The organism is Chania multitudinisentens RB-25 (assembly GCF_000520015.2).
Taxonomy (GTDB): Bacteria; Pseudomonadota; Gammaproteobacteria; order Enterobacterales; family Enterobacteriaceae; genus Chania; species Chania multitudinisentens.
The window spans coordinates 3,751,644-3,764,626 of record NZ_CP007044.2 but is presented as its reverse complement, the minus strand read 5'-3'; the positions used below and the strand labels follow the sequence as shown (position 1 = coordinate 3,764,626).

11 protein-coding genes and 1 pseudogene are annotated in these 12,983 nt (G+C 53.8%); 1 reads left to right on the top strand and 11 read right to left on the bottom strand.

Features of this window, described 5'->3' with window-relative positions; all coding sequences use genetic code 11:
* From nth to rsxD, 4 genes are read right to left on the bottom strand one after another with little or no spacing between them, the layout of a single operon-like run.
* On the bottom strand, window positions 1-642 hold the full coding sequence (gene nth / locus Z042_RS16415; RefSeq protein WP_024913085.1) for an endonuclease III: 642 nt from the start codon (window positions 640-642) through the stop codon (window positions 1-3).
* Window positions 642-1,340, bottom strand: a complete 699-nt coding sequence (locus Z042_RS16410) for an electron transport complex subunit E (protein ID WP_024913086.1) — start codon at window positions 1,338-1,340, stop codon at window positions 642-644. The genes nth and Z042_RS16410 overlap by 1 nt, the downstream gene beginning before the upstream one ends.
* Window positions 1,337-1,966, bottom strand: a complete 630-nt coding sequence (gene rsxG, locus Z042_RS16405) for an electron transport complex subunit RsxG (protein WP_024913087.1) — start codon at window positions 1,964-1,966, stop codon at window positions 1,337-1,339. Before rsxG ends, Z042_RS16410 begins: the two co-directional genes overlap by 4 nt.
* Before the next feature lie 9 nt (window positions 1,967-1,975).
* On the bottom strand, window positions 1,976-3,061 hold the full coding sequence (gene rsxD / locus Z042_RS16400) for an electron transport complex subunit RsxD (protein WP_024913088.1): 1,086 nt from the start codon (window positions 3,059-3,061) through the stop codon (window positions 1,976-1,978).
* Between the two features lie 357 nt (window positions 3,062-3,418).
* Between rsxD and Z042_RS16395 the strand changes: the two genes are divergently transcribed.
* Complete coding sequence (locus Z042_RS16395) at window positions 3,419-4,312, top strand: helix-turn-helix domain-containing protein (RefSeq protein ID WP_024913089.1); 894 nt, start codon at window positions 3,419-3,421, stop codon at window positions 4,310-4,312.
* Window positions 4,313-4,375: 63 nt separating this feature from the next.
* Here Z042_RS16395 and rsxC read toward each other — a convergent pair.
* The 7 genes and pseudogenes from rsxC to Z042_RS16360 all read right to left on the bottom strand — a co-directional run.
* Window positions 4,376-6,211: pseudogene (rsxC, locus tag Z042_RS16390) on the bottom strand (electron transport complex subunit RsxC); the annotation flags it as partial.
* Window positions 6,204-6,776 (bottom strand): electron transport complex subunit RsxB, encoded by a 573-nt coding sequence (gene rsxB, locus Z042_RS16385; RefSeq protein ID WP_024913091.1) that lies wholly within the window; start codon window positions 6,774-6,776, stop codon window positions 6,204-6,206. The gene rsxB and the pseudogene rsxC, both read right to left, overlap by 8 nt.
* Window positions 6,776-7,357 carry an electron transport complex subunit RsxA gene (rsxA, locus tag Z042_RS16380; RefSeq protein ID WP_024913092.1) on the bottom strand — a complete coding sequence of 194 codons (582 nt, stop codon included), beginning with the start codon at window positions 7,355-7,357 and terminating at the stop codon, window positions 6,776-6,778. The genes rsxB and rsxA overlap by 1 nt, the downstream gene beginning before the upstream one ends.
* Before the next feature lie 122 nt (window positions 7,358-7,479).
* The gene (locus Z042_RS16375) at window positions 7,480-7,920 is read right to left on the bottom strand and encodes a DUF2569 domain-containing protein (RefSeq protein WP_024913093.1); all 441 of its coding nucleotides are present in this window, start codon (window positions 7,918-7,920) and stop codon (window positions 7,480-7,482) included.
* 102 nt (window positions 7,921-8,022) lie between these two features.
* Window positions 8,023-9,435, bottom strand: coding sequence for a GH1 family beta-glucosidase (locus tag Z042_RS16370; RefSeq protein WP_024913094.1), 1,413 nt, complete (start codon window positions 9,433-9,435; stop codon window positions 8,023-8,025).
* 112 nt (window positions 9,436-9,547) lie between these two features.
* A complete protein-coding gene (araA, locus tag Z042_RS16365) occupies window positions 9,548-11,053 on the bottom strand; it encodes an L-arabinose isomerase (protein ID WP_024913095.1) in 1,506 nt (501 codons plus the stop codon).
* A 31-nt stretch (window positions 11,054-11,084) separates the two neighbouring features.
* A complete protein-coding gene (locus Z042_RS16360) occupies window positions 11,085-12,758 on the bottom strand; it encodes a ribulokinase (RefSeq protein ID WP_024913096.1) in 1,674 nt (557 codons plus the stop codon).
* Window positions 12,759-12,983: the final 225 nt, after the last annotated feature.

The window sequence follows — 12,983 nt, the reverse complement described above, 5'->3', positions numbered from 1 at the left end:
TCAGTTAAGGGGATAAACTTTCTCTTTAAATTCGCATAAATCTTCAATCAGGCATGAGCCGCAGCGTGGTTTACGTGCGATGCAGGTATAACGCCCATGCAGGATCAGCCAGTGGTGGCAATCTACCTTGAATGCAGGCGGAACCACTTTCAACAACTTGTCTTCCACCTGCTCAACATTTTTCCCAGGGGCGAAGTTGGTGCGATTACATACGCGAAAAATATGTGTGTCAACGGCGATGGTCGGCCAGCCGAAGGCGGTGTTAAGCACCACATTAGCCGTTTTGCGGCCCACGCCGGGTAAGGCTTCCAGCGCTGCGCGATCTTCAGGGACTTCTCCGCCATGCTGTTCCAGCAGGATGCGGCAGGTTTTGATCACGTTCTCGGCCTTGCTGTTAAATAGGCCAATGGTTTTGATGTACTCTTTTACGCCATCAACGCCCAGAGCCAGCATGGCTGCCGGGGTGTTGGCGAGTGGGTAAAGTTTGGCCGTTGCCTTGTTGACGCTGACGTCAGTTGCCTGTGCGGAAAGCAGCACGGCAATCAGCAGTTCAAAAGGGGTGGTGTAAACCAACTCTGTGGTGGGATGCGGATTGTGGTCCCGCAAACGGGTAAGAATTTCCAGGCGCTTTTCTTTATTCATTACGCTTTCTCTGCGTGCCCTTGTTCCATTTTGCCTTCAGTCAGCAAGCGTGCGGCTTTGCGTGCCTTCATTTTCTCGTCAATCAGATATTTGGTTGCCAGCATCAGCCCCAGGCCGATAAATGCGCCCGGAGGCAGCATTGCCAGCAGGAAAGGGGTGTCAAAATGCACGACTTCAATGCGCAGTACCTTGGCCCAATCGCCGAGCAACATATCGGCACCATCGAACAGAGTACCGTTGCCGATTAATTCGCGCATTGCCCCCAGCACGAACATCGCGCCCGTGGCTCCCAAACCGATAGCCATTCCATCGATTAAGGACAGACCGACCGGTTTTCTTGCTGCGATGGCTTCGGCACGGCCTACCACGATACAGTTGGTGACGATCAACGGGATGAAAATCCCCAAAGACTGGTACAGGCCAAACGCATAAGCGTTGATCAACATCTGCACGACGCTCACCGCTGCCGCGATGATCATGACATAAATCGGAATACGCACTTCACTGGGCACCCAGCGGCGCAGGGCAGAAATGGAACCGTTGGTGATGGTCAACACCAGCGTGGTGGCCAGCCCCAGCCCCAACGCGTTGGTGGCGGTTGAGGTGACGGCGAGCAGTGGGCACAGGCCCAATAATTGCACCAGCGCAGAGTTGTTTTTCCACAACCCTTGAATAATTAACTCTTTTGCTTCACTCATTCGCTGGCTCCACAGATGGGTAAGGTGCTCAGTGTAGACGGCAGCGTTTCCATATACAACGCTGTGCGGCGCACGGCGTTGACTACTGCCCGTGGGGTGATGGTGGCACCGGTAAACTGATCGAACATACCGCCATCTTTCTTGACCGCCCATTTCGGGTCATCAGGGCCTGCGATTTTTTTACCGCTGAAAAGGGTGATCCAGTCGGCGATCCGTAGTTCAATTTTATCACCAAGCCCCGGTGTTTCATGATGCTCCACAACGCGGACTCCCAGCACAGTACCGTTGAAATCAGCACCTACCAGCAATTGAATAGCGCCAGAGTAACCATCAGGAGCGGTGGTTTCCAGGGCAGCAGCAACGGGCTGGCCGTTTTTACGTGCCAAATACAGCCGATGCGGAGCACCGTTGCCCAAGGCCGGGTCGCTCACTACAAAGCATTCGCTTTGCATATCGTTATCATAATGTTCCGGTGGCACTACCTGATCCAGCAGCGTTTTTTGCTGAAGCGCTGCTTGGTGGGCAATGGTGGTTTTGGTCAAGGTGTAGACTACGGCGGTCAAACCGGTAGTCACCGCGGCAAACACTGCCAGGGTGATGCCATGCTTTCTCATTGAATTCAGCATGATGACTCCTTAGCGGTGGCCATATACGCGCGGCTGCGTGTAGTGATCGATTAACGGCACGGTGATATTGGCCAGCAAGACGGCAAAAGCCACACCGTCTGGATAGCCGCCGTAGGCGCGGATTAACCAAACCAGCAGGCCAATCAAGGAACCATAAATCAGCCGGCCTTTGGGCGTAGTTGAAGCGCTGACCGGATCGGTAGCGATAAAGAAAGCGCCCAACATGGTGGCACCTGAAAACAGATGGATCAGTGGCGACGCCTGATGCGTGGGTTCCAGCATCCAGGCTAGCCCTGAACACAGGGCAAGAACCGCCAGCATACTGAAAGGGATTTGCCAGTGAATCAGCCTGCGGCCCAGCATAAACAGCCCCCCAGCCAGAAAGCCCAGGTTAACCCACTGCCAACCGAGCCCGGCAAACCCACCGCTGAATAGCGGTTGCTGTAAGACCTGTTCCACCGAGTGACCACTGCGCAGACCGGTTTTAAAGCCATCAAGCGGTGTAGCCTGGCTGATGCCGTCGATCCCCAGTTGTAATTGATGGATGGTTGCACCCTGAGTGGTGTGCCCGCTGAAAATGCTCAGCAAGGTATCCTGTAATGAAAGCGTGACAGCACGCAATTCTTCAGGGGGCAGCCAACTGGTCATCTGTACCGGAAAGGAAATCAGGAGGACGACGTAACCGACCATCGCCGGGTTGAATGGGTTTTGCCCCAGGCCGCCATAGAGTTGTTTTGCGATGACAATCGCAAAAGCGGTGCCCAGCACGATCATCCACCAGGGGGCCAGCGGCGGCAGACTGATCCCTAATAAGAGCGCGGTGAGCAGGGCGGAATTATCCGCCAGGCGGGCGCGTACCGGTTGTTTACGCAGCGCGAGAACGGCCGCTTCCGCCAACAGTGCCGTTATCATTGCCAGCACGGTTTGCACCAGGTTGCCATAACCGAAGAACCACACCTGCGCGACCATACCGGGAATACAGGCCAACATCACCCACAGCATGATCCGGCTAGTGCTTTGCTGGTTGTGGGTAAAAGGAGAGCTGGCGATGTGTAAGCCTTTGGCGGCTGTTTGTTGTATCGGCCTGAACTTCATAGAATCACTACCATTTGATCAGCACGTTCACAGCGCTTTTGCTACGAGCGCCGGGGAAAATTACAGCGCAGCATTCTACCTTATTCATGCGGAGGGTAATACGTCCTAATGATAAGGATATTCAGCTTTTGGGGCGAAAAGAGGTGTTCACCAACGGCATATCTGAATTTTTCCGCCATACATGCGCAAGGTTAATCTATTACAGCAGATTTTTTGGCTGAAAAACGTTCGGCAAAGGTTGTCATTGATACAACTAACATGTTATTTCTAGTACGTTTCTTCGCACAAAATAACAACTTTCATAGAACCTATGTAGGTTAGTATTCAGAGTATTATTCAGGTAGTGAACATATAATAATGACGAATGAAGATATATTTTTTATTGAAGAGCTGATTGAATGGGTCGAAATTCATTTGGAAACTCGCCCGAATCTTGATGCAGTTGCGCGTATTTCCGGTTATTCCAAATGGCATCTGCAACGCAAATTCAAACGCATTACGGGTATCCAGCTTGCTACCTATATTCGTTCGCGCATTCTTACCCGCGCAGCTGTTGCGCTGCGCATCACTCATCGCTCAATTATTGATATCTCGGATGAGTTGGGTTTTGACTCTCAGCAGACGTTTACCCGGATGTTCAAACAGCGATTTGGTATCACCCCCAACCGCTACCGCACGATGAACAAATGGGATGTGAAAAACCTGGTACCGCGTTTCAATTTTGACGTTCGCTACGATGCGAATTTTTACCCGGAAGTGAAACGGCTGACGTTGCCGGATATGCATTTGGTCGGCTTCACGCGTGAACTGGAGTTTGCCGTCTCGGAGGAGTTCGAGCCTTCTTCCTGTGTGGCCATGAAAACCGAGATCCTCAAAGATTTCTTCCGGGGGCTGAATGTTGAGTGCCGCAAAGTTTTCAGCATTCATTCTTCGCGCGAATGTGGTAGCGATGAGTGTTTATCTACGCATACCATAGCAGTGGAGCCCGAACACAAGAAAGATATTCTTTCTGGTCATCATATTGATAATATTCATGTTCCAGGGCGGGATTATATCTCTATTACTCATCAGGGAACGGCGAAAGAGTGTGGTCAGTTTGTTTCTTACCTGCTCACTAATGTGAGACCCGGGCTACTTAATGAAGTCAAAGGGAGCGTGGAAATGGAGATGCTTGAGACCAAAGAGTGGCATCAAGATGCCAAACTGCGCCAGATCGATATCAATTACACCTACCTGATTTCCATTGATTAAACGTGCCTTGCGTAAGGCAAGGCACCGAACTTATCTTACCGATTCTTTATCTGCGCTAATGTGCTGCTGCGCGGCTTTCTTGGCCTTTACGCGGGCGATGGCGGCGGCCACGGCGGCTTTGCGTGGATCATCTTCTGCGGCGGTTGCGGTAATTTGAACCTCAGTTGCGGCTAATTGCTGCTGCGCAGCTTTCTTGGCTTTTACGCGAGCGAGCGCTGCGGCAACGGCGGCCTTGCGCGGATCGCTCTCTTCCGTTAGCTGTTCAGCGGTTGCTGCCTGTGCTGACAGGGCCTTACGTTCCCTGGCCTGTAATTTACGCGCTTCGCGGGCTGCAATGGCAGCGCTGTTATCCGGTTCCTGCCCAGCCATCACTACACCAACAGCCTCAAGTTTTTTGCTACGAACGCGGGCTAAAGCGGCATTGACGGTATCCTGATCGCTGTCGGTCAGTTTTACCGCGGCTTTTTTATGGCGTTCTTCGCGCGCCAGTTTTTCTCGCTCTAAACGGGCCAGCTTGGCTTCGTAGCGTGCTTTGGCTTCTGCGGTACGTGCTGCTTCCTGATCCAGCGCTTTGATTTCGGCCTTCTCTTGGCGGTAATACTGCACCAGCGGAATATTACTGGGGCAAACATAGGCACAGGCACCGCATTCAATGCAGTCGGATAAATTGTGGTTACGTGCTTTTTCGTGCTCTTTACCCCGGCTGAACCAATAAAGCTGCTGCGGTAACAGACCGGCCGGGCAGGCGTCAACGCATAATCCGCAGCGGATACAGGATTGCTCCGGTTCCTGAAGTGCCATTTCGTTGGCCGCAGGGGCCAGCAGGCAATTGCTGATTTTTACCACCGGCACGTTCAGCGTGGGGAGGGTAAAGCCCATCAGCGGGCCACCCATAATCACTGTCTGCTGCGGCTGTGGCTGAAAGCCACCGAAAGATAACAGATGCTGCACCGGCGTGCCGAGGCGCGCCCAGACATTGCCCGGTTTGCTCATCGCATCGCCCGTTAGGGTGACCACGCGCTCAATCAATGGTTCACCATCAATAATCGCACGTTTGATGGCAAACGCAGTGCCAACGTTCTGCATTAAAACGCCAATCGCCGAGGAGTGTTTGCCATGAGGCACTTCTTTGCCGGTCAGGATTTTAGTTAACTGTTTGGCCCCGCCAGAAGGATATTTGGTGGGGATCACCCGTAACACAATGTCCTGCCGATCGCGCAGCGCTATTTTTAAGGCGGCGATGGCCTGCGGTTTGTTGTCCTCAATGCCGATCAGCGTCACTCTGGGTTGCAGCAGATGGCGCAGAATCTGAGTACCTTCAATGATTTGATCGGCATGTTCCTGCATCAGCCGATCGTCGGCGGTAATGTAGGGTTCACATTCGGCAGCATTCAGGATCAGGGTTTCTACACCGTGGCCGCCTTGTAGTTTACTGGCGGTTGGGAAACCGGCACCACCCAGGCCTGCAATCCCGGCCTGATGAATGCGTTGGATAAGATCGGCGGCATCTAATTGGCGGTAATCTGCTACCGGGGTCAACTCACACCAGTGGTCTTCACCATCTGGCTCAATGATCACGCACAGTTCGGCCAGCCCAGAAGGGTGAGCGGTTACGTGCGGTTCAATAGCGCGAATGGTGCCCGACGTAGGGGCATGTACCGGCAATGTACGGCCACGGCCAAAAGTGAGGGGCTGGCCTTTCAGTACCTGGTCACCGGCTTTCACGCACAGTTCGCCTTCCGGCCCTAAATGCTGTTGTAGCGGGATAATAAAAATGTCGGGCAGGGGAAGCACGCGCAGCGGCACACCACTGGATTGGGTTTTCATCTCGGGTGGATGAATTCCCCCGTCGAAATCCCAAATCCGGTCTTTTTTGAAGGCGCTGAACAGATTAAACATGTTGCTCCACGTGAATCACTTGCACCGGAATGGCTTGCATATCCCACTTCCAATTAGCGGTAGTGGTCGCGACCGGTTTCATTTCAATACAATCAGTTGGGCAGGGCGCGACGCACAGGTCACAGCCGGTACAGAGATCGGTAATTACAGTGTGCATGGCGCGCGTTGCGCCAACGATGGCATCAACCGGGCAAGCCTGAATGCACTTGGTGCAGCCGATGCAGTTGGCTTCGTCAATAAACGCCACTTTCCGCACTGGTTCAGCAACCGCTTCATCACCGAGCGGTTGCGGTTCAACGTTGAGCAGCTCTGCCAGTTTCAGCATTACCTGTTCACCACCAGGGGCACATTTGTTGATCATCTCACCGTTGGCAACGGCTTCGGCATACGGGCGGCAACCGGGATAACCGCATTGCCCACATTGGCTTTGCGGCAGAATTTCATCCACCTGCTCGGCAACCGGGTCTTCTTCCACCTCAAAACGGCGGGCGGCAAATCCCAATACCACGCCAAACAGCAGGCCTAATGCACTTAATGCGGCAATGGCGATCCACAAAGCAGTCATTAGAATTTCACCAACCCGGTAAAGCCCATAAAGGCCAACGACATTAATCCGGCGGTGATCAGCGCGATGGAAGAACCACGGAATGGGGCAGGCACATCAGCGACGGCCAAACGTTCGCGGATAGCGGCGAACAACACCATGACCAGCGAGAAACCTGCGGCGGCGCTGAAGCCATAGACCGCAGATTGCAGGAAGTTATAACCCAGGTTGACGTTCAGCAGCGCGACGCCCAGCACGGCGCAGTTGGTGGTAATCAACGGCAGGAAAATCCCCAGCAGGCGATACAGTGCCGGGCTGGTTTTGCGCACGACCATTTCGGTAAATTGCACCACCACGGCGATGACCAGGATGAAAGACAGCGTGCGCAGATACACCAGATCCAGTGGGATCAGGATAAAGCTGTTGATGAGCCAGGCGCAGACAGAGGCCAGGGTCATCACAAAAGTGGTCGCCATGCCCATGCCGATGGCGCTTTCCAATTTTTTGGAAACGCCCATAAATGGGCATAAGCCCAGAAATTTCACCAGGACAAAGTTATTCACCAGCACGGTGCCGACAAACAAAAGCAGGTATTCGGTCATTACAACGCCTAAAAAAATAAAAGCTGCCTATTATCGGGAATTGGCAGCCTAACGACAACCGATGAATCGCAGGGATATTGCGCTTTTTTGTGACTTTTGATGAAAATTTATCCAGCAGAGCGCTAGCGTTCGGTAAAAGTGCCTTTCACACGCTGGGAACGCTTGATGTAAGGCACCAGCAATGCGGCCATCAGTAACGGCCAGCCGAGACTGCGCACTGCCATCTCATCCGGTACTGGAGCAAAAGCGAAGGCTTTGATCGCCAGCAGCACGGTGATCAGCAACCAGACCAGAAACAGTTTGGGGAAACGCTGCGAGCGCTGGCAGAACAACCACAGCAAATACAAGGTAAAACCCCACATCACCAGCGCAGTGAGCACCGATAAATACCACGGCAGGGTAAAAGCTTGCGCATTGGTGGTCAGGTATTCGCGCGACTCGGGCATGAAGATGGCCATGCCGTACAGCAGCAACATCAGGCTGGCACTAAGCAGGGTAACGATCAGATAGGCCATCGGGGCCAATAACCAACCGCCGATGCGTGAATATTCAGCTTGAGTCATAACGGTATCCTGAGTGATGGGAAAAACCGCATAGGATACTCGGTTCATTCTCAAGATCAATCAGATGGAAAATGGGCGCCATAGGAGCGCCCATTTGAGGAATTACCGCTCCGCGCCGTTGCTGCCGATCAGCTTCTGATACCAGAAGAAACTCTTCTTGCGCTGGCGCGCCAAGCCTTTGTTGTGATCCACATACACAAAGCCATACTGTTTTTGGAAGCCGTTGAGCCAGCTCAGTAAATCGATAAACGACCACGGATAATAGCCACGCACGTCCGCGCCTTGTTTGATGGCATCTTCAATCGCCCCAATGTGCTGGCGCAGATAGTCGATACGATCGTCATCCACCACTTCGCCATTGATGATGGGGTCTTTGGCACCCAGGCCGTTCTCGGTGATGTACATAGGAATATCACCGTAACGCGCCTTGATGTTCATGATGCCTTCGGTCAGGCCCTGCGGGTAAATCTCCCAGTCCCAATCGGTGTAAACTCCGGTTGGGTTACGCACGAATTTGAACAAATCTTTGAAACCGAATTCGTTACCTTGCTGATGGCCTTTGCCTTTTTCGCCAGAGGTATTCATGGTCAGGTGTGATTCATGATGATTGGCGGCAATGGTTTCACGCTTATAGTAATTCAGGCCGATAAAGTCACAGATATTGTCGCGCAGCAGTTGTTCATCGCCGGCGGCAAATTGCGGCACGCCCCACACCGCTTGGGCTTGCGCCAGCAGTTGTGCCGGGTATTCCCCTTTCAGCACCGGATCGTACAGCCAGTGGGTGAAAATGCCTTCAGCCAACTGATAGGCAGCCAGATCTTCCGCAGATTGACTGAGTGGGGTATGGGTCTGCAACACGTTGACAAAGCCGATCTTGCCATTGATGCCGCTGGTGCGGAATGCCGCCACCGCTTTAGCATGGGCGACAAATACATGGTGGCAAGCCTGTAGCGCGCGTGCCGGGTTTTTCACCCCCGGTGGGTGGCCGCCGGTGATATAACCGAAGCCGATAAAGCACACGGTTTCATTGAAGGTTGACCAGAGTTTGACGCGATCGCCGTAACGCTGATAGCACAAGCGAGCATATTCTTCGAAGGCTTCCGCCGTGCTGCGAGCTTCCCAGCCGCCTTCATCCTGCAATGCCTGCGGCAAATCCCAATGGTAAAGGGTGATCATCGGTTCGATGTTGTGTTCCAGCAGCGCATCGATCAGATCGCTGTAGAATTTCACCCCAGCTTCGTTGACCGTACCACGGCCCTGTGGCAGCAAGCGCGGCCATGAGATGGAAAAGCGGTAGCTTTGCATGCCCATTTCGGCCATCAGCGCCACATCTTCACGGAAGCGATGATAGTGATCGACGGCGACATCGCCATTGGTGCCTTGATAAGTGGTGCCGGGCAGATGGGAGAAGGTATCCCAGATGGAAGGGCCTTTACCGTCAGCATCATGCGCACCTTCAACCTGGTAGGCTGCGGTAGCCGCGCCCCAGAGGAAATCTTTCGGGAAAGCAGACATAACTATTCTCTCTTTTGTAAGAAGATAACAAACCAACATTGAGGATAGTTTATGTGGATCGGAAATGTGTTTGCAACCGGTTTCTGAAACCGGTTGCAGTTTTGTGATGGGGCTAGTGGCGATTCAGTTGATAATAGGCTTCATTCCAGCGGATTTCGTTTTTAAAGGCGGGCAGGGTGGTGGCATTATCAATCAGCAGAAATTCGATGTTATGCATCTCGGCATACAGGCGCAGATAATCGGCATTGAGCGCCTGCGAGAACACCGTATGATGTGCGCCACCGGCCAAGATCCACGCTTCTGCTGCCGTTGCCAGCGTTGGCTGCGCCTGCCAGATGGCACGGGCCACCGGTAGCTTCGGTAACGGCTGGGGTTGCTCAATGGTGTCGACCTGGTTCACTAACAGGCGGAAGCGATCGCCCATGTCGATCAGGCTGGCATTCACCGCCGGGCCCGCTGGCGTGGAGAAAATCAAGCGTGCCGGAGCAGCTTTGCCGCCGATGCCCAGATGCTGAATATCCAGCAGCGGCTTTTGCTCTTTGGCGATTGACGGGCAAACTTCCAGCATATGTGAACCTACCACCAGATCGTTACCCGGCTGGAAGTGGTAGGTGTAATCCTCCATAAAGGATGTACCGCCGTTTAGCCCGCAGCTCATCACTTTCAGAATGCGTAACAAGGCGGCGGTTTTCCAATCACCTTCGCCGCCAAAGCCGTAACCTTGCTGCATTAGACGCTGTACGGCCAGCCCCGGCAACTGTTTCATGCCGTGTAAATCTTCAAAGTTGGTGGTAAACGCGTGGAACTTGCCCTGTTCCAGAAAACGTTTCATACCCAGTTCGATACGGGCAGCGTCAAGCAGGTTTTCGCGTTTTGCCCCATTGCTTTTTACTACCTCGGTCAGTTCATAGCGGGTTTCATACTCTTCGATCAGCGTATCGACTTCGCCCTTGCTCACTTCGTTGATCACGCTGACCAAATCACCAATGCCATAGGCATTAACCGAGTAACCGAACTGGATCTGCGCGGCCACTTTATCACCGTCGGTCACCGCCACTTCACGCATATTGTCGCCGAAGCGTGCCACTTTCAGCTGCTGGCTTTCCTGCTTGGCTGCGGCAACGCGCATCCACTGGGCGATCCGCTGATGCGTGGTGTGATCCTGCCAATGGCCCGCGATCACGCTGTGCTGCTGGCGCATACGGGCGCCAATAAACCCGAACTCACGGCCGCCGTGGGCGGTCTGGTTCAGGTTCATAAAATCCATATCCATGCTGTTCCAGGGAATTTCAGCGTTGAACTGGGTATGGAACTGCAATAGCGGCTTATGCAGGATCGACAACCCGGCAATCCACATTTTGGCCGGTGAGAAGGTGTGCAGCCAGGTGAGGATACCGATGCAATCCTGGTGATAGTTGGCATCGCGGCAGACGCTGGTGATTTCATCCGGGGTGGTGGCCAGGGGCTTCAACACCAGTTTCACCGGTAGACCCGCTTCACGATTCAGGCTGTTAACCACCTGTTCGGCATTTTCTTTCACCTGTTGCAAGGTTTTTGGGCCATACAGATGCTGGCTGCCGATCACGAACCAGACTTCATATTGTTTAAAAACATCCATCAGAGGCTCCTGAATAATAAGAGTGAATATATTAATGCTGTGCGGCATAGCGCGGCTCAGCGGTTTGGCACCACTGCAGATAACGCTCATACAGTTGCTGATAACGTGCTGCGCGCTGTGGATCAGGTTGCAATGTGCGCTCGATGTCGCAGGCCATATGTTGCTGGGCCTGTGGCACATGGTTGAAATGCCCGGCAGCGACGGCAGCGAAGATCGCCGCGCCCAGCGCGCAGCACTGATCGGAAGCGACGATCTGCAACGGGCGGTTCATCACGTCGGCACAAACCTGCATGATCACCGGTGATTTGCGGGCAATACCGCCTAATGCCAGCACGTTATCGACGGGTATATCCTGCTGTTCAAAGCATTCCATAATGGCGCGAGCCCCAAACGCCGTGGCAGCGATAAAGCCACCAAACAGGGTTGGCGCATCGGTGCCGAGGTTCAGATCGACGATCACACCTTTAAGACGCTGATTGGCATAGGGGGTGCGGCGGCCGTTAAACCAGTCCAGCACCACCGGCAGATGATCGAGAGAGGGGTGATTCGCCCAGGCTTCGGTCAACGCCGCCAACAGGCTACTTTCAATCTGTTGCAGTTGGGCTTGTAGCTGCGGCTGCTCCTTGGAGGCTTGCTGCAAGGGCCAACTGAGCAGGTTGCTGAACCAGGCATACATATCGCCAAAGGCGGATTGCCCGGCTTCCATGCCAATGGTTTGCGGCACCACGCTGCCATCCACTTGGCCGCAGATACCCGCGATGGCACGCTGACCTACCCGTTGGCGATCGGCGATCAGGATGTCGCAGGTGGAAGTGCCAATCACTTTCACCAGTGTGTAAGGTTGGGCTCCGGCACCAACCGCGCCCATATGGCAGTCAAAAGCCCCACCGGAAAGCACTACACTTTCTGGCAGGCCCAGCCGCTGAGACCACTCTTTGGTCAGCGTGCCGACGGGCAGATCGGCAGTATAGGAATCGCTAAACAACGGATAGGGTAAATCGTTAACCAGCAATGGATCGAGGGCGGCGAAGAAGGCTTTTGGCGGCAAACCGCCCCAATCCGGGTGCCACAGGGTTTTGTGCCCCACGCTGCAACGGCCACGTTTCAGTTGCTGTGGTGCCGTGGTGCCGGAGAGCAGTGCTGGCACCCAATCGCATAATTCCACCCAAGATGCAGCGGCTTGGCGGACGGCGGCATCCTGGCGTGAGACATGCAGGATCTTGGCCCAGAACCACTCCGAAGAGTAAACGCCGCCGATATAGCGCGAATAGTCAGGAAAATCGCCGCTGCGGCACAGTTGGTTAATGGCGTCGGCTTCTTCAATGGCGGTGTGATCTTTCCAGAGCACAAACATGGCGTTGGGATTGTTAGCGAATTCCGGGCGCAGCGCCAGCACCGCGCCGTTTTCATCGATTGGGGCGGGCGTGGAGCCGGTGGAGTCTACACCAATGCCGATCACCGATTGCCGCTGTGCCGGGCTCATGCGCTGTACCACGGCGACGATCGCCTGTTCCATCGCCTCAATATAATCAAGCGGATGGTGGCGGAACTGGTTTGCCGCCGCGAGGCAAAATTCACCACGTTGCCAGCGAGGATAATAGACCACTTCGGTATCCAGTTCTTGGCCGTTCTGGCACTCAACGGCCAATACCCGTACTGAATCGCTGCCAAAGTCCAGCCCCAGGGTGATAGCGCCTGCCGTCATGATGCTGACTCCTCAGTTGTTAGAAGAGGTTAACGATAGGAGAGCTGAGCGCTGGCTGGTGAGGAGCGGTTAGCTGGAAGTATGCACTTTTCTGCTTCTCACAGTGATTTTGTGATGGCAGTCAAAAGTCGCTGCTTGGCCGAAGTTGCTAAATATATGGAGATATCTGCTGTAATTCCTGGATGTGATAGCGCTCTACATTTCAGTAACAAATACCCGCTAAAA